The sequence below is a fragment of the Romboutsia sp. Marseille-P6047 genome (assembly GCF_900604535.1).
Lineage (GTDB): Bacteria > Bacillota > Clostridia > Peptostreptococcales > Peptostreptococcaceae > Romboutsia_E.
Genome location: NZ_UWOT01000001.1, coordinates 343952 through 362338, shown reverse-complemented (window position 1 = coordinate 362338; position 18387 = coordinate 343952). Strand labels below are relative to the sequence as shown.

Annotated in this window: 19 protein-coding genes, 1 other RNA gene and 1 riboswitch; of the genes, 17 read left to right on the top strand and 3 right to left on the bottom strand. The window is 27.7% G+C overall.

The annotated features are described in order from the left end of the window. Positions 1–12 precede the first annotated feature (12 nt). The 16 genes from EIH23_RS01760 to EIH23_RS01690 all read left to right on the top strand — a co-directional run bounded on the left by EIH23_RS01760 (position 13) and on the right by EIH23_RS01690 (position 14128). A complete protein-coding gene (locus EIH23_RS01760; protein WP_122638486.1) occupies positions 13–891 on the top strand; it encodes a hypothetical protein in 879 nt (292 codons plus the stop codon). After that, positions 878–2005, top strand: a complete 1128-nt coding sequence (locus EIH23_RS01755; protein ID WP_122638485.1) for a radical SAM protein — start codon at positions 878–880, stop codon at positions 2003–2005. Before EIH23_RS01760 ends, EIH23_RS01755 begins: the two co-directional genes overlap by 14 nt. A gap of 25 nt (positions 2006–2030) precedes the next feature. Further along, positions 2031–2294, top strand: coding sequence for a PqqD family protein (locus tag EIH23_RS01750; protein WP_122638484.1), 264 nt, complete (start codon positions 2031–2033; stop codon positions 2292–2294). Between the two features lie 16 nt (positions 2295–2310). Next, the gene (locus EIH23_RS01745) at positions 2311–3168 is read left to right on the top strand and encodes a hypothetical protein (RefSeq protein WP_122638483.1); all 858 of its coding nucleotides are present in this window, start codon (positions 2311–2313) and stop codon (positions 3166–3168) included. A 157-nt stretch (positions 3169–3325) separates the two neighbouring features. Continuing rightward, entirely contained in the window at positions 3326–5083 is a 1758-nt protein-coding gene (locus EIH23_RS01740; RefSeq protein WP_122638482.1) for an ABC transporter ATP-binding protein, read from the top strand. Continuing rightward, complete coding sequence (locus EIH23_RS16160) at positions 5083–5229, top strand: hypothetical protein (protein WP_164488945.1); 147 nt, start codon at positions 5083–5085, stop codon at positions 5227–5229. The genes EIH23_RS01740 and EIH23_RS16160 overlap by 1 nt, the downstream gene beginning before the upstream one ends. Further along, on the top strand, positions 5199–6332 hold the full coding sequence (locus EIH23_RS01735) for a nucleotidyltransferase domain-containing protein (RefSeq protein WP_122638481.1): 1134 nt from the start codon (positions 5199–5201) through the stop codon (positions 6330–6332). Before EIH23_RS16160 ends, EIH23_RS01735 begins: the two co-directional genes overlap by 31 nt. A gap of 328 nt (positions 6333–6660) precedes the next feature. Further along, positions 6661–7431 carry an N-acetylmuramoyl-L-alanine amidase gene (locus tag EIH23_RS01730; protein ID WP_122638529.1) on the top strand — a complete coding sequence of 257 codons (771 nt, stop codon included), beginning with the start codon at positions 6661–6663 and terminating at the stop codon, positions 7429–7431. A 111-nt stretch (positions 7432–7542) separates the two neighbouring features. Beyond that, entirely contained in the window at positions 7543–8448 is a 906-nt protein-coding gene (locus EIH23_RS01725) for an LCP family protein (RefSeq protein ID WP_122638480.1), read from the top strand. 219 nt (positions 8449–8667) lie between these two features. After that, positions 8668–8751, top strand: a riboswitch (cyclic di-GMP riboswitch). Between the two features lie 220 nt (positions 8752–8971). Further along, positions 8972–9571 (top strand): response regulator transcription factor, encoded by a 600-nt coding sequence (locus tag EIH23_RS01720; RefSeq protein WP_122638479.1) that lies wholly within the window; start codon positions 8972–8974, stop codon positions 9569–9571. A gap of 59 nt (positions 9572–9630) precedes the next feature. Continuing rightward, positions 9631–9973, top strand: an RNA gene (rnpB, locus tag EIH23_RS01715) — RNase P RNA component class A. Positions 9974–10050: 77 nt separating this feature from the next. Then, positions 10051–11076 carry a UDP-glucose 4-epimerase GalE gene (gene galE / locus EIH23_RS01710; protein WP_122638478.1) on the top strand — a complete coding sequence of 342 codons (1026 nt, stop codon included), beginning with the start codon at positions 10051–10053 and terminating at the stop codon, positions 11074–11076. Between the two features lie 69 nt (positions 11077–11145). After that, positions 11146–11583, top strand: a complete 438-nt coding sequence (locus EIH23_RS01705) for a COG2426 family protein (protein WP_164488944.1) — start codon at positions 11146–11148, stop codon at positions 11581–11583. Positions 11584–11688: 105 nt separating this feature from the next. Then, complete coding sequence (locus EIH23_RS01700; RefSeq protein WP_122638477.1) at positions 11689–12843, top strand: C40 family peptidase; 1155 nt, start codon at positions 11689–11691, stop codon at positions 12841–12843. 117 nt (positions 12844–12960) lie between these two features. Further along, entirely contained in the window at positions 12961–13629 is a 669-nt protein-coding gene (locus EIH23_RS01695) for a DUF3298 and DUF4163 domain-containing protein (RefSeq protein ID WP_164488943.1), read from the top strand. Beyond that, on the top strand, positions 13607–14128 hold the full coding sequence (locus EIH23_RS01690; RefSeq protein ID WP_122638475.1) for an amidase domain-containing protein: 522 nt from the start codon (positions 13607–13609) through the stop codon (positions 14126–14128). Before EIH23_RS01695 ends, EIH23_RS01690 begins: the two co-directional genes overlap by 23 nt. A gap of 151 nt (positions 14129–14279) precedes the next feature. Here the strand turns inward: EIH23_RS01690 and EIH23_RS01685 are convergent, their stop codons facing one another. The 3 genes from EIH23_RS01685 to EIH23_RS01675 form a co-directional block, all read right to left on the bottom strand. After that, positions 14280–15410 carry a DHHW family protein gene (locus tag EIH23_RS01685; protein WP_122638474.1) on the bottom strand — a complete coding sequence of 377 codons (1131 nt, stop codon included), beginning with the start codon at positions 15408–15410 and terminating at the stop codon, positions 14280–14282. A 14-nt stretch (positions 15411–15424) separates the two neighbouring features. Next, the gene (locus tag EIH23_RS01680) at positions 15425–16651 is read right to left on the bottom strand and encodes an MBOAT family O-acyltransferase (RefSeq protein ID WP_330566159.1); all 1227 of its coding nucleotides are present in this window, start codon (positions 16649–16651) and stop codon (positions 15425–15427) included. A 167-nt stretch (positions 16652–16818) separates the two neighbouring features. Further along, the gene (locus tag EIH23_RS01675) at positions 16819–17295 is read right to left on the bottom strand and encodes a DUF4358 domain-containing protein (protein ID WP_122638472.1); all 477 of its coding nucleotides are present in this window, start codon (positions 17293–17295) and stop codon (positions 16819–16821) included. A 229-nt stretch (positions 17296–17524) separates the two neighbouring features. On the opposite strand from EIH23_RS01675, the gene EIH23_RS01670 reads away from it, so the two are divergent. After that, complete coding sequence (locus tag EIH23_RS01670) at positions 17525–18382, top strand: N-acetylmuramoyl-L-alanine amidase (RefSeq protein WP_122638471.1); 858 nt, start codon at positions 17525–17527, stop codon at positions 18380–18382. Positions 18383–18387: the final 5 nt, after the last annotated feature.

Here is an 18387-nt window from a genome sequence, read left to right as displayed (position 1 = left end):
AGGACATTAGATATGATAAAGAAAATATTTAGTATATGTGGTGTAAATTTTAGAGTAGAAACACCGTTTGAATATAACTTAGGAGATAATTTTATAGATTTTGTTATTGATAATAATGAAAATTATGATGTTGTATATAAATTTGAAAAAAAAGATGAATTCTTAAAATATCACACAAATAAAGTATTTACTGAAGAGCAAAATTCTGTGTTTATTGAAAATAATAAAATTTATAAAGAATTTAGAGAATTTAGAAGAGAAAAGCCTCATGGACTAATAGTGCAAGATACAGATAAATTAAATGAGAGCACTTGTTATTATTATATTAATGAAGATAATTATTTTACTAAAGCCATACATGTATTTAAATTTATTCAATTAGAGCAATCACTAAGTTTATTTAATACATTTATATTGCACTCTTCACAGATAAAATACAAAGACAAATGTATTATATTTACTGCACCATCAGGTACTGGAAAATCAACTCAAGCAAGATTATGGGAGAAGTATGAAGATGCTGAAATAATCAATGGAGATCGCTCGGGAATTAGAAATATTGAAAATAAGTGGTTTTCATATGGATTGCCATTTTCGGGGGAAGATAATATATTTAAAAATAATTCTACGGAAATAGGTGCTATTGTAGTTATAAGACAAGGAAATGAAAATAAGGTTAAAAAGTTAAGTTCAAGAGATGCATTTAAATACATTTATAGTGAAACTACTTTAAGTTTTTGGTATGAAAAATTTACTACTCCAGTGGTAGATACTATTTTAAAATTAGTGCAAGAAATACCTGTATATATGCTTGAATGTACACCAGATGAGAATGCAGTTTATACGCTTAAGAATATGTTAGAATGGGGGATGTTAAATGCTAGCGAATAGGAAAGAGATAAATATTAATAATAGATTATTTTATAAGGCATCGAGAGAAAGAACTCCGCTTAATGGTACATTTGAATTAACTCCGTTATGTAATTTAGATTGTAAGATGTGTTATATAAAGATGACTAAGTCAGAGATGGATAATGTAGGTAATCTTAGAAGTAATAATGAATGGCTAGAAATAGCTAAACAAGCAAAAGAAGAAGGTTTACTATATTTATTATTAACTGGTGGAGAAGTATTTTCTATACCTAATTTTAAGGACTTATATTTAGAACTTAAAAATATAGGATTCATTATATCTATAAATTCTAATGGGACACTAATTAATGATTCTACTATAGAATGGCTTTCAAAAAGTCCTCCAAGTAGAATAAATATAACATTATATGGTGCTTCAAATGAGACTTATGAGAAATTATGTGGTGATTCAAGGGGATTTGATAAAGTATCTAAAGCAATAGATATGTTATTAGAAATAGGTGTAGAGATTAAATTAAACTGCAGTTTAACACCGTTTAATATACATGATTTAGAAGAAATACATAAGTTTGCAAATGAAAAAAAATTAGTTTTACAAGTAAGTTCGTATATGTATCCACCTGTAAGACGAGACAATGATTCTATAGGTAGCAATTTAGGTAGATTCACAGCAAAAGAAGCTGGTATAAATTTTGTGAAAAATGACATACTTAGCCTTGGAGTAGACGATTTTAAAGCAAAAGCTAATAGATGTAAAAATGGAGTAGAGTTTTTTGAAAGTAGATATGGATGTACAAATATAAATGGGAATACTATGGCATGTAGGGCTGGAAAAAGTTCATTTTGGATTTCTTGGGATGGGAAGATGCAGTGTTGTGGAATGATGAATTATCCAGCATCATATCCATTTAAAAATATGAATTTTAAAGATGCATGGAAGCAAATTGTAAAAGAAGTAGATTCAATTAGAACATCAATTAAATGCTTAAATTGTTCTAAGAAATTTATGTGTATATCTTGTCCAGCTATGGCTGTAACAGAAACTGGAAAATTAGATGGAACGCCGAATTATGTATGTGAAATGATGAATGAAGTTCTAAAAGAAATGGAAAGAAAAGTTGAAGTAATATAAATTATTTAGGGAGAAGGAGTTTGACATGATAAATAAAAATGAATTTATTACTAGGGATATTTTAGGGGAAACTATATTAGTTCCAGTAGGGAATACTGTAAACAATTTTAATGGATTAATAACTATTAATAAAGTAGGTAGATTTATATGGGATCATGCTGATAAAGTAAAGGATGAAGATGAACTTATAAATTTAATTACAGAAAAATATGATATAGACTATGAAACTGCAAGTAAGGATTGTAGTGAGTTTTTAGATAAACTGAGAAGTTCTAATATAATTAAATAATTTAAGGGGTTATAGAATGAGTAAAAAATACTTTGTGTGTGTTATTTCAGCTATATGTGTTTTATCAGTAGTAATTATAGGCGGAAAGGTATATACCAGTACAAGTAAAAATAAGAACAATCAATTAAACATAAGTAGTTCAAAGTCTAATGAAATAAATATAAATAGTTCTAAATCAAGTAATGAAGAATTAAGTGACACAGAGGAGATTGTAAGTAATATAGATAATATTAGCAATAACGAAGTTGAAATAAAAAGTATGGAATTAGATACAAGTGAAGGTAATAAAATCAAAAGTGATAGTGTAAGTAGTTTCCCATATAAAGTACCTAATGCTAATTTAAGTATAGAAAAGATTATAAAATATGATGGAGACTTTTTAGAGGATGGAAGTGAAAATACATCTAAAAATGTTATAGGTATTATAGTTAAAAATACATCTGATGGATTTATACAATATGGAAATTTAAAGCTTAAGGATAGTAACAATGAAGAATTAGAATTTGAATTTTCATCAGTTCCTTCAAATAGTTCAATTATTGTATTAGAAAAAAGTAATAAGTTATTTAATGAAAATAACTCATATACTTATAGTGATAATATAGTTGCTGAAAGAGAAAGTATATCTTTAATGGAAGATCAAGTAAAGATAGATTCTACAGATGGAATAATAGAATTACAAAACATATCTGGTAAAAATATATCTGTAGCATATGTATACTATAAGCAAAGGATATTTACACAAGATTTACCAGGAGGCATAACTTATAGGATAAGACTAGAAAATATAAAATCAGGTGAATCAGCAGGAGGTATTGCGAATCATTACTCTATTGATGATAGCGACATTATAATAGTTGATTTACAATATTAGTAAAAATGTCAGGATTAATTATTCTGACTTTTTTTTGTAAAAATAATATATATCCTATAGTTTTTTTATAATTTAAGGAGAAAAAGAAGGAAAATAGAGGATAAATGATAAATTATTATAAATAATATAGAAAATTATAGAGATTAAGGGCGAAATAATGTTTAAAAAGTTTAGATATAAAGATAGTAATCATATAATAAATGAAATTCAATTGGAATTAAAATGGATGTATGTATACATTAAAAAGTATAAATTAGATATAGGTATATATATAATACTAGGGATAGTAGCAACGCTAATGAGTTTATCATCAAACGTAGGATCAAAATATCTAATAGATGCGGTAACAGAACAAGATTCTAGTAAAATAGGCATAATAATATTGATAATAATATTAATGGCAATAGGAAATATAATAATAACGGCAATATCAAATAGGATATCAGCAAAAATAAATATAAAGGTAGGAAATGAAATAAAGCAGGATATTTACGATAAGATAATAAACATAGATTGGGAAAGTATGAACACATACCATAGCGGAGACTTATTAAATAGGTTAACAAATGATACAAATACAGTAGCAACAAGTGTACTAGGATGGATACCAAACCTAATAACAAAATCGATTCAATTTATATCAACATTATGTGTAATACTATACTATGACACAACTATGGCAGTAATAGCAATGCTAAGTGCACCAGTATCAATAATAATATCTAAAATATTAATGAAAAAAATGAGAAAATTTAATCAAGAAATTAGACAAGCAAGCAGTGAAGTTATGTCATTTAATGAAGAAACTTTTCAAAATTTACAATCAATAAAAGCATTTAATTTAATGGATATATTCTCGGATAAATTAAGATGTGTTCAAAAGAATTATGCTGATGTAAGTTTGGGATACAATAAATTTTCAATATATACATCATCATTTATGTCATTTATAGGAACATTTGTATCATATGCATGCTTTGGATGGGGTGTATATAGGTTATGGAGTGGTCATATAACATACGGTACAATGACTTTATTTTTACAGCTATCTGGAAAACTTTCTAGTTCATTCTCATCATTAATAAACTTAGTACCATCAGCAATAGGGGCAACAACATCAGCTGGTAGAATAATGGAAGTATCTGAACTACCAAGAGAAATTATAAAAGATGAAAAATTAGTAGACGAATTATATAAAACAATTAATGAAAGTGGATTAGACATAGAAATTAAAAATGTAAACTTTAGTTACTCCAATAAAAACGTATTAGTACTAGAAAATGCAAATATAAGTGCAAATTCAGGTGAAATAGTAGCTTTAGTAGGACCATCAGGTGAAGGAAAAACCACTATGATGAGAATATTATTAGGTCTATTAAATATAAATGATGGAGAAGCAATTATAAAAGATAAAAGTAATAGAAGTTGTAATATATCAGCAAGTACAAGAAAGCTTATGGCATATGTACCACAAGAAAAAACAATGTTTAGTGGAACTATAGCAGAAAATATGAGAATGGTAAAACCAGAAGCTACAGATTTAGAAATAATAGAAGCTCTGAAAATATCATGTGCATACGATTTTATAAAAAAACTTCCAAATGGAATAAATAGTAGAATTGGAGAACGTGGTAATGGTTTTTCAGAAGGTCAAAATCAAAGACTATCTATAGCAAGAGCGTTACTTAGAAATTCTCCTATATTGTTGTTAGATGAGGCAACATCAGCATTAGATGTAGCAACTGAAAGAAAAGTATTAAAAAATATTATGGAAATGAATAATAACAGAACATGTATAGTAACAACACATAGGCCAAGTGTACTTACAATGTGTGATAAAGTATATAAAATATCTCAATGTAAAGTAACTGAAGTAACTTCAAAAGAAGTAGAGAAAATGGTGGTGGATTTTTAATGATTAATAATGATTATAAATACTTATTAGAAGTTTTAAATATAGCAATACATAATGAAAAATATGGTTTGAATAAGTATGATATAAAAGAATTAAGTATAGAGAAAATATATAAATTATCAAAACTCATAATATACTACCACTAATTTATGAAGGTATAAATTTAATTGATAGTATAGATAAGTCTATTAATGAAATTCAACTATGGAAAAGACAAGCCATGGCTCAAGAAATAAATCAAATACAAAGAAGTGAAAGGTTTTTAGATATATACAAAAATTTTTTAGATAATAATATAAAACCTATAGTAGTAAAAGGTATAACTTGTAGAAATATATACCCTTTTCCAGATAGTAGAATCTCTTCTGATGAAGATATTTTAGTAAAGAAAGAAGATTTTGAACTATGCCATAAAATATTAACTGAAAATAATATGAAGATTATAGATGGTGTTGATATTGAAAATAAAGATGTAGTTGCATATATTTGTACAAGCTCAAGACTTATGATAGAAGTTCATAAAACACTATTTAATGAAAATGAAGAAGAACATGTTAATATATTTAATGCTTTTTATAAAGATTGCTTTAATAAGAGCATACATGTTAATGTACAAGGTAGAGTAGTATATACATTTCCAGAAACAATGAATTTAATGTATTTAATAAATCATACTACCAAACATTTTTTACATGGAGGAGTAGGTATAAGGCAAGTTTGTGACATTGTAAAGTTTATAGAGTGCAATAGCAAAGAAATTGACTGGGATTATCTATGGAAAAACCTAAAAAAGATTAAGTATGATTACTTTGTTTTTAATTTACTTAATATAGGAGAATTATATTTGGGATTAGATAAAATGTTAATACAATATCCAGATTGGTATGATTATAATAATGTTGATTCAAGAGCACTTCTTGAAGACATATTAGATGCTGGGATATTTGGATCTAGTTCTATGGAGAGAAAACAAAGTAGTTTAATAACCTTAGATGCAGTTAATAACAGAGAAATTAAAACTCATAAATCTACATTTAAAGCAGCCTTATTTCCAAGTGTATTGAATTTGAAAGGAAGGTATACATACCTAAATAAGAAACCGTACTTACTTCCAATAGCATGGACACAAAGGGTAATATCTTATGTTAATGAAAAAGGGATACCTCAAAATATAGGGAAAGCAGCATATGGTAGTATAAGTATAGGAAAACAAAGAGTAGAACTGTTAAAACAATATAAAATAATATAAATACAATGTATAAACTTAAAATAAAGAGGAAATAATTATAAATGCTGAGAGGTACTTAATACTTAGTCGTTACTTTTGTATAGCCTAGCTAACTCGGAAATTGCTAGGCTTTTTTTACGCTTAAGGAAATTATATTGTATCAAATTCTGTAGATAAACTCTATGATATAGGTGTATCAACATAACTATTATTGAGCGTAAAAAACATTTTGAGCAACGGACAAAGTCGTTGGCGACATGAGCGAAGCGAATTTTTTATGCAAATTTTTAACATAAACTAGGAAACTTTGTCAGTAAATCCTTCTATAATATATGTAGGAGGTGAAAAAATGGATAAATTAATAATTATAGATAGTGGTCATAATGAATATGTATCAGGAAAACAATCACCAGATGGTACATTCAAAGAGTGGGACTTTAATAATCAAATGCAATATAAACTTAAAAAAAGATGCGAAGATCATAATATAAGCGTATACCTAACAAATCCATCACCACAAGGTAAAGATGAAATAGGACTTACAAAAAGAGCAACTCTAGCAAACACATACTGGGCAAATCAAAACAAACCAAAAGCTTTATTATTATCAATACATGCAAATGCATATCTATCATACTTTAACAGCGCAAGAGGAACAGAAACCTACACAGCAAGTAATGCAAGTACAAATTCAAAGAATGCAGCAAAATACGTTCAAGAAAACTTAGTAGATGCAATAAAGGTAATTGATAGTACTGCGAAAGATAGAGGTTTAAAAACTGCAGATTTTACAGTAATATATAAAGCCAATATGCCATCTATACTAGTAGAATATGCTTTTTATACAAATAAAGAAGATTTAGCAATATTGAATAATAATAAAGATGAAATGATAGAAGGAACTATGAAAGGTTTATGTAAATATTTTGGTATAACCTATAAAGTACCATCTGACTCAAATATAAATGATAAAACAGATGATAATAATACTGATAATGGTACAATTTACTATAGGGTAGTTGTAGGAAGTTATACTAATAAAGAAAACGCAGAAGCTATGGTAGCAGAATTGAAGTCAAAAGGATACGATCCGTTTATAGCAGCTTATAAAAAAGAATAGTAAATTGAAAGTAGTCTATGAATTTAGGCTACTTTTAATTTACTTATGATATAATAAAAGTAGATAAATAGTAATTTATGGGAGTATTACAAGAAAATAGGGGGGTATAATATGAGACATTTTAAGAAAATTGTCATTGGCTTATTAATATTACTATTAGCCATACCAACAATAGGATTTGGAACATTATATTTTAAGTTAAATTCTATATATGACAAAGAAGAAGCTGGTAAAATAGAAGTTGCAGAAGTTAAAGAAGGAATAACAAATATACTTTTAGTAGGAGTAGATGGAGACAATATAGATAGAGGGAATAGATCAGATGCTATGATAATACTTACTATAGATAGTAATAATAATGATATAAGACTTACATCACTAGCAAGAGATACATATGTAAATATTCCAGGGCATAGTACAGAGAAATTAACTCATGCATATGCATATGATGGTCCTAGTTTATTAATTCAAACTATTAAGGAAAATTTTGATATAAGTATAGATAAATACGCTGCTGTTAATTTTAATTCATTTATAAATATAATTAATGAGTTAGGTGGAGTACAAATAGATATAAGTGAAGCTGAAGTAAGTCAAATAGATGGCATAAATGAAGCTGGAACACAAGCACTTACAGGAGAACAAGCATTAGCTTATAGTAGAATAAGATATATAGATAGTGCTTATCAAAGAGATAATAGACAAAGAACAGTATTACAAGCACTTTATAATAAGTTAACGAATGTAAGTAACGATGAGCTATTAGATATAGCGAATACTTTATTTAGATATACTAAAACAAATATGACTCCAATGGAAATTATAAGTGTTGGTACTCAGGCTATTAAAATTAAAGATACTGATTTTGATCAGTTGGAGTTTCCGCTTGAAGGTCATAGAAATGATACTATGATTAATAATGAAAAAGGATGGGTAATTGAATGGGAAGAAGAGTACAATAAAAAAGCTCTAAATGACTTTATATTTAATTACATTACATATATAAAAGAATACTAAAAATTATGCAGGCTTATTTGAATAGGTCTGCTTTTTAATTGTCGAATTAAACTTGTAATAAATTGGAAGTAGATATAGAATAATTATTTATTTTGTAGAAAAAATAAGAATTTTTTATAAAAAAGTATTTTTTTGAAAAACGAAAGTAAGATATTATACCAATTATTTATTGAAAATTATACTAAATATGTATAACATAAACATATAAGTAGTAAAAACTTTAATATTTGAAATGGTGATATATATCCTGTAATTTGGGCATCTCGGATATATGGAGTTAGTGATGCAACCGGCTATATTTGACAAAAACTAGTTTTTGTTAGTATAGCTTTTTTTATTATAAAAAATAATACTAAAGTATAACGGATATATAGTAACAAGTATATGAATTATAAAAAAGTGTAATCAATAACTAAACAAAAGATTTATAGTATATGGTAAATTTGAGTGATTTAATATGTAAAAAATAAGACATATAATTAATACATAGTGAATAAAAGGGACTTTACGGAGGGTGTAATATATGAAGGGGATAATAATTTCAGAATCGTTAGTTATAAGAAAAGGAGTAGCAGAGATACTATCAAGTGAAAGTTGTATAGATATATTAGATGAAGGATATATGTGTACTGATATAAATAAAGATGCATACGATTTAGTTATATTTGACTTAAATAGAAATACTAAACAGTATATAGATTGTATAAAAGATATAAAAGAAAATGGAAATTCAAAAATAATGGTATTAGATTTTTATGAAGATACAAGATTATTCGCAAAGTGTATGAAAATTGGTGTAGATAGCTACATATTAGCAAATATAGAAGGTGAAGGAATAAAATATGCAGTAAGATTATTATCAAAAGGAAAAAAATACTTTGATTCAGACCTCGTAGAAAATTATATGAGAAAAGATAACTTAGAAGAAATAAAAGAGCTTACAAAAAGAGAAAAAGAAATTTTAATATGTATATCAAAAGGTAAAACTAATCATGAGATTGCTAATGAGCTATGTATAACAGAACATACAGTTAAAAAGCATACAAGCAATATTTTTGAAAAATTAAACTTAAGAGATAGAACTCATGCAGCGCTTTATGTGCATGAAAAAGGAATAATATAAAAAATTTAACTTTTGACACGATAAAAAAAATATGATAATATAGTGAAAGTCAATTAAATTAAGTAAGCCAGATGATCGCGGGTAGCATTAGCTACGTGAGGAAAGTCGGAGCTCCATAGAGCAAGGGTGCTAGATAACGTCTAGTGGGAGTGATCCTAAGGAAAGTGCAACAGAAAATAACCGCCAACTAGTTTGGTAAGGATGAAAAGGTGAGGTAAGAGCTCACCGTTGGCTAGGTGACTAGCCAAGCCGTGTAAACCCCACCCGGAGCAAGTCCAAGTTAGGGTAAATAGGGTGCTGCTCGTACCCTCCGGTAGGTAGGACGCTTGAGCCTATTGGTGACAATAGGCCTAGAAAGATGATCATCAAATACAGAACTCCGCTTATAGACTTGCTCAATTTAATGACATACACTAGCATAAGCTGGTGTTTTTTTTACATAAATTTAAGTAATTAAATTAAAAGGGGAATTGGGGAAAATGAATATATTAGTAACAGGTGGGGCTGGATACATAGGTAGTCATACTGTAGTAGAGCTATTAAACTATAATTATAATGTAGTAGTTGTAGATAATTTTAGTAATAGTAGTCCAATTGTATTAGATAGAATTAGGGAAATATCTAAAAAGGATTTTAAATTTTATGAGGTGGATTTAACTAATAAAGAAGATTTAGAAATTGTATTTAAAGAAAATGAAATAGATGCTATAATACATTTTGCAGCATTAAAAGCTGTTGGAGAATCTGTAAAAAAACCATTAGATTATTACTATAACAATATTTTAAGTACTCTGTATTTATTCGATTTAATGAGAAAATATAGTGTATGTAAATTTGTGTTTAGTTCATCAGCAACTGTATATGGCCAACCTAAAAAGTGTCCTATAGTAGAAGATTTTCCGTTATCAGTAACAAACCCATATGGAAGAAGTAAGCTAATTATAGAAGATATACTTAGAGATATGTGTTTTGCATATTCCTCATTAGATGTAGCTATTCTAAGATATTTTAACCCTATTGGAGCTCATAAAAGTGGTCTAATTGGAGAAGAACCAGATGGAATACCAAATAATATAATGCCATATATAACTAAGGTTGCTGTTGGTAAGCTACCTGTATTAAATATATTTGGAGATGATTATGATACTTTAGATGGAACAGGTATAAGAGATTATATACATGTACTAGACTTAGCAAGAGGACATGTTAAAGCATTAAAAAAACTCGAAGAAAACCCAGGTCTTGTAACTTATAATTTAGGAACGGGTCATGGATATAGTGTACTTCAACTTGTAAATGCATTTTCAAGAGCTAGTGGTAAAAAAATACCTTATACGATTACTGATAGAAGAGCTGGAGATGTAGCAGTATGCTATGCAGATCCAAGTAAAGCAGAAAAAGAACTTGGATGGAAAGCTAATTATGGTATAGATGAAATGTGCCAAGATTCATGGAGATGGCAAAGTAAAAATCCAGATGGATACAGAGAAACTGCAAAAGGTTAATAATGAATATACAAAGATATAACAATTATGATAAAATGTTATATCTTTATTTTTTGAAGGAGGACTAACTTGGGATACTTACATATAATGATTTTATCAATGATACCAGTAACTGAATTAAGAGGAGCAATACCACTTGGTATAGCAATGGATTTAAATCCTATAGGTGTATATTTAGCTAGTGTAGCTGGATCTACTATAGTATCAATACCACTGGTTTTATGTTTTAGAAATATAATGCACTACTTAAGAACAAAGAAAATATTTTTAGGACTAATAAAAAAAGTAGATAATAAAATAGAATCTGGTATGAAAAAGATGAAAAAAGCTTCAATATTAGGAATAATCCTATTTGTAGGTGTACCTCTTCCGACAACTGGGACATGGACAGCATCAGCAATAGCATCAATATTAAAAATGAGAATGAAAGAAGCTTTAGCAGGAGTATTAATAGGAAATATGATGGCAGGAGTAATAGTTACAATGCTATCACTTCATATAATATAGCAATTTATGACAATAAAACCTTAATATTAAAAGTAAAATATGGAAAATATGGTATAAATATGATACTATATATACTGAATACTTTTAATAAGGGAGATATTTCAAATGAGTTTAAATAACCATACTTTATGTAAAGTAGTAGCTGGAAGTGCTGTTTTAGCAGCGGCTACTTTAGTAGGAGACATAACTATAGCAAATGCAGGCAACAATAGTGGTGTTGTTAATGTTTCTGTATTAAACGTAAGAAGTGGAGCAGGAACAAATAACAGCATAATAGCAAAAATATATAAAAACAATACAGTATCAATACTTGAAAGTAGCAATGGATGGTATAAGATAAAGCTATCAAATGGAACTGTAGGATGGTCAGCATCTGAATATATTACTATTTCAGGGGGAACATCAAGTTCAAGTAAATTAGGAACTGTAACTACATCAGTACTAAATGTAAGAAGTGGAATTGGAACACATTATTCAAAGATAGGTAAATTATCTAAAGGAACACAAGTTAATATTCATGATACTCAAGATGGATGGCATAAGGTTAACTTAGCTAACGGTAGTACAGGTTGGATTCATGGAGACTATGTATCAGTTTCTGGAGAATCATCAACTCCATCTACAGGTGGAACACAAGAATCTATAAGTAATAAATATGGAACTGTAAATACTTCATCATTAAATGTAAGAAGTGGAGCAGGAACTAATTATTCAAGAATAGGTAGTGTAAAACTTGGACAACAATACAACATTGTAGGAAGTTTAAATGGATGGTATCAAATTGATTTAAAAAATGGTAGTACTGGATGGGTATCAGGCCAATACTTAAATGTAAGTGATGGAACTGTTAGCAATGAAAGTAATTCTAATAATTCAAGTACAACTATAAGCAGTGCAGCAGAAAGAGCTGTTGCTTTAGCAAGACAACAATTAGGTAAGCCATATGGATGGGGAGCAGAAGGTCCTAATTCATTTGACTGTTCAGGACTTACTTACTATGTGTATAAGCAACAAGGTATAACTTTACCAAGATCTTCAAAGTCTCAAGCTACATATGGTACAACTGTAAGCAAGAGTGAGCTTATGCCAGGAGACTTAGTATTCTTTAACACTAATGGAAGTGGAATAAGTCACGTTGGAATATACATAGGTGATGGAAATATGATAAATGCAACAAAACCAGGTGATGTTGTTAAAATATCTAATATAAATTCTAGTTATCATGCAAGTAGATTTGTAACTGCAAAGAGAGTTTATTAATTTGTAGAAAAAGACAATTTCTTAATTTAAAGAAATTGTCTTTTTTTTATATTTTACTTAACAAAAATTTTTTATAGACATATTAATTATTATATAAATAAAAAGAGGAGAATGCATATGTTTATAATTGAAGATAGGTTGTTAGATAAAAGTGAAGACCAAGTAAAATGCCTATTAAACTATCCAGTAATTAAATTAATAAATAATGAAAATGGTTTCGTAGAATATATAAACCGAAAAATTTATGAAGATGTGCTATGTTTTAAAGATGTAGTAGAGCAAATTCTAAAAGAAGAAGATATAAACAGTGTAGTAAACCTAATGACAGAATACACAATATCATTTAACAAAAATAATATAATAAGTATACCAATAGAATTTAGTCAATTTATAGAACTATACAACATAAATTATATAAACTCTTACAACTATGATTTTAATGAAGAAAAAGAAATTAAACTAAGAGACATCTTTGATGAATTAATAGATTATAAAACATTTATAGGAAACATGGTAAAAATTCAATTAGCTATGATGCTAGATAACAATGAAGAAATAGGCATAAGTAATTATGACTTAATAAACATGATTTACAACATAGAAATATACGAAGATCAAGCATTTTATCTAGAAGAAGATGGATTAGTAATTTGCTTATCATCATATGAAATGGGAAGCAACATAAGAAAAATTTTAGAATTTAAAATAATGTATGAAGATGCAAAGTACTATTTTAGTGATTATTTTTTAAGGGGGGTTATTAGTGAAAGTACTACAACCTTATAATCGAGAGGCAGCAGCAGCTTATGCTAAAAAATGGGCTTTAGGAAGAAATAAAGAATATAAAGATTATGAAGATTGGGGAGGCGATTGCACTAATTTTATTTCTCAGTGTTTAAAAGCTGGAGATATTCCTTTTGATCATTCTGGAAATAGTGTTCTTAAACAATGGTATTGGTATAGTGATAGTAGTAGAACTCCTACTTGGACTGCGGCAGAACCATTTTATAAGTATATTACTGGAAATAATAATGAAAGCAGTAGTAACTTTGGTATATATGCTAGGGAAGCTGAGTATAATGAGTTGGAACTTGGTGATATTGTTCAATTAGTTTATGAGGGTAGAGCCTATCATAATATGATTGTTACTGAGGTTATTCTTGAAGGTGACTTTTTAATTGATTATTTGATTTGTCAGCATACCTATGATTTGTTGAATTATCCACTAAGTCTAAAAGAAGGAGAGAGAAGATATTTGAAGATATTGGGGTATTATGAGTGGTAGTTTTATAATGTTCGTGAAAGGCCTTGGGTGGGGTGGTGATGTGTAATTTGACACACATGCATCTGGAAAATGCTGACAATGGATGTCAAATTACACCTTCACCTTCCACAAAAGGCTGCGAACTTAAAACTTCCACTTATGCCCCAATATTTTATTTTGTTGGGGTAGTTTTTGGGAAGAATTTGTCTTGATTTAGGGTTTGGATGTTACATATTGTTAGTACTTCTTTTATGTTTGGGTTATTTTTTATATAGTCTTCTAAGTTTGATGTGTAATAGCGTGGGTCTATTACGTGTATTTTTTTGTATTCATTTGCTAGTAGTGGTATAAAGTTGTGGGCGAAGGAGTCTTTTAAGATTAGTATTTCTTCTTCTTTATTTGGGTTTCCTTCTATTAGTGCATATGCAGGGTCTCCGTGAAGGAAGTATTGGTATTTGTTTTTTCCTTCTAATTTTTCGTTATCATATAATGTGTTGTAATTTCTATCAAAGTCTATTTCTATTTTGTGATTGTTGTAGTTTTTATAGGAGTATATGCTGTCTCCTTTTATTGTTGGGAGTATTGCTTTTGAGTAATAACTCCCTAGAAAGCTTTCCGCTACTTTTTTGTAGTTTGAGTAAAGCTCATCTTCTGTACTTAAATCTTTATTGTATAGTTCACTATATGCTAGCATTGCTCCTAATTGAGTCCAGTGATGGTCTGTGTTGAAGTATATATATTTATCTTTATTTTCCTTTAGTATGTTGTATGGTGTATAAAAGTTTTCTGTGGTTTCCTTTATATAGTTTAGTACATCTTGTTGATTATCTGTTATTGCATATGAAGGTAGTTCTTCTTCATAAAATGCTATTGATGTAGGGATAACTATCAGTTTTGATTTTATTTTGTATTCTTTATATAGTTTTTCTGTTAAATTGTTTGCCTGGGAAATATTTTGATACATAATTTCCTTATTAAAAATAAATTTCTCTAGAAGTCTGTTGTTTTTTGTTATATATATATTTCTAAATTCTCTATTTCCTAACATGTAACTTATACTATTTTTAAAAGATATAAATTCTTCTCTATATGGAAATTGGTCTTCTGTGTATTTATCAAAGTTCTCCATAAAATAACCATTTTTAATTTTATCTAATGATAGCTTAGGCAATTGTGTTAGTATTTTATTTTCTAATGTACTTACTGTTTTATCTGGAGTAAGTATATTTATAATTGGAAATATAAATATAAAAATTAAAAATATAGATACTGTTAAAAATTTTAGTATATTATTTTTGCTCATATAATCACCTACTTTTAGAATCTAAAATATAAAAATGGATTGAATGTTGAGTCTACTAAAAATGCAGTAGATATTATTAATCCTAAGACTAAAGCTATAAATTTTATTATAGTATATTTTGAAAGTATGTTTTTAAATATTGGTGTTGATGCTAGTATTCCTATAATTAAAATTGATATGTTAGGTACTAAGTAATATAAAAATGTTTTATCAATTAATACATTATTAAAGTTAAACATTGCTTTATAATATTTAAATACATCGTTAAAGCTTGTTATATCAAATAATACGAAACTAATTAAAATTAAAATTATTACATATAGATGACTAACTATATTAGGTAAGGATTTTAGTTTTTCTAGTAAAAATAGTTTTTCTAAAATTAAAATAAATCCAAAGTAAAGTCCCCATAATATAAAGTTAAAACTAGCTCCATGCCAAAGTCCTGTTAAAAACCATACTACAATAATATTAAATAGCCATCTTGATTTAGCGCATCTATTTCCTCCTAGAGGTATATAAACATAATCTCTAAACCATATTCCTAATGACATATGCCATCTTCTCCAAAATTCAGTTATAGATTTGGATATATAAGGATAGTTAAAGTTTTCTAAAAAGCTAAATCCAAACATCTTACCTAGTCCAATTGCCATATCAGAGTATCCTGAAAAGTCGAAGTATATTTGTAGTGTAAAGCAGATTATACCAAGCCATGCAGTTGATATAGATAAGTTATTATAATTAGAACTTTTTATATTAAACCAGATTATCCCTAGGTTATTAGCAAGTATTACTTTTTTAGAAAGTCCTATTATAAACCTACAAACACCATCGTAAAGTTTATCAAAATTATGTGTACGATTGTTTAAGTCATTTGCAATGTCAGAGTATCTAACTATAGGTCCAGCAACTAATTGTGGAAATAAAGTTATGTAAGATGCAAGAGAAATTATATTTTTTTGAACTGGGGCTTCATTTCTATAAACATCTATTGAATAAGACATTGTTTGAAAAGTATAAAAGCTAATTCCTATAGGTAAGACAATATTTAATAAAGGAATATTATTATTAGAAATATTGTTATATATTGATATTAAAAAATCACTATATTTAAAAAATGCTAATAGTGACAAGTTTATAATTATGGATGATATTAAAGCTATTTTAGATTTTATATTTCCTCTATTTTTATCTATAATTATTGCATGTATATAATCTGAAAATATAGAGAATATCATTATAAATATATATAAAGGCTCTCCCCAGGCGTAAAAGAATAAGCTGAAGATAAATAAAACTAGATTCCTAAGCCTATAGGGAGATAAGTAATAACAGATTAATACTAAAGGTAAAAAATAAAAAATAAATGCTATGCTACTGAAAACATTCATTTTATATCATCTCCTTATTTTGTGATTGTATCTATTATAAGTTGGTTTATCTTTTCTACATTGTCAGCAGATATAAGATATACATAATTTCCTTTTTTCTCGATTACTGTGTTTGCAGCTCTTGTTGCATTTTCTTCTTTTCCGTATCCATCACCAAAAGGTCTCATGATCATGCCTTCTTTGTAACTTTCTAATGCTTCAAAAGCTTTATTAGCATCATCTTCACTTGAAGTTTTTATAAATAAAATATCTTCAAGTGCAATATTAATAGCAGCTCTTATCATAAATCCTTCTTCAATAGAATCTTTTATATCATTGAAATAGTCAAAATCAGTTATGTTGTAATTCATAGACTGCTCAACTAGTAAACCAGATGATGTAATTGCTTTTTCAACTGTAGATGCAGAAACGTTTTTATATTCGCTACCTTTTGAGCATCCAACTAATCCTAGTGTTAAAACTAGAGATAATATTAAAATTAGTTTTTTCATGTAGTACCTCCAAAATTTGTATTTTTTTGTCGTTATATTTTATAGTTTACTATACTTTTTAACAAAAAAGGTAATAAAATTATTACAGTTTGATTACATTTTAATTACATTTTGAAAACATTTTTAATATTATTATTTACAAAAATATTGAAGGTTATATATTGGAATGATAAAATAAAATTTAAGTAGTATGGTATTTATATACTAAGAAGTAAAAGGATGGGAAACTATGTCATATAAACGTGGTAGAAGTAAAAATAATGTTACGTATTTACATAAAAAAAACAAGAAAAGTGTAAAAAATGTAAAAAGAAAAAAGAATGTAAAAAAAAGAAAAGTTAACTTAAAGAATTTATCTATATTAGTTGTAGGGATTTTAATTTTAAGCTTTGGATTATTTAAAGCTGGACAAGGTGTAACAACTTTAGTAAAAAATATAGCTAGTAAAACTACACAAACTAGTGAAGCTGAAACTATTGAACTTGAAAAGCAATTTGACATGGGCGAAGAGCAAGGTTTATCTACAAAAAAATATACTATCTTTATAGATCCAGGTCATGGTGGTGAGGATAATGGTATGCAAAACAAGGAAACTGAAGTATATGAAAAGGATATAACTTTAGCTATAGGAAAGAAACTTGCTTCAAAGTTATCTAAACATACTGATGTTGATGTAGTAATGTCTAGGAGTGATAGTAGTAAAAATTTAACTACAACTGAGAGAATTGAAGAAGCTAGCAAAGCTAAAGCCGATGTTATGATTTCATTACATATGAATGCTGAATATGGTGGAAATACTGCAAGTGGTGTAGAAGTATATTATAAAAAAGATGATATAAATAAGACTAATGAATTAGCTAGCTTAATACAAGATTCTATAAAGTCTTATGTTGAGATAAGAGACAGAGGTGTTGGAGTAGGTAGATTTGATATATTAGATAAATCTACTGTTTCAGCTATTATGATAAAATGTGGATTTATTACTAATACAGAGGAAGTTAAGAACTTAACTGGTGATAAATATTTAGATGAGTTTACTGAAGGTATAGCACAAGGAATACTTTCATATATAGATGCTAATAAGTAATTAAT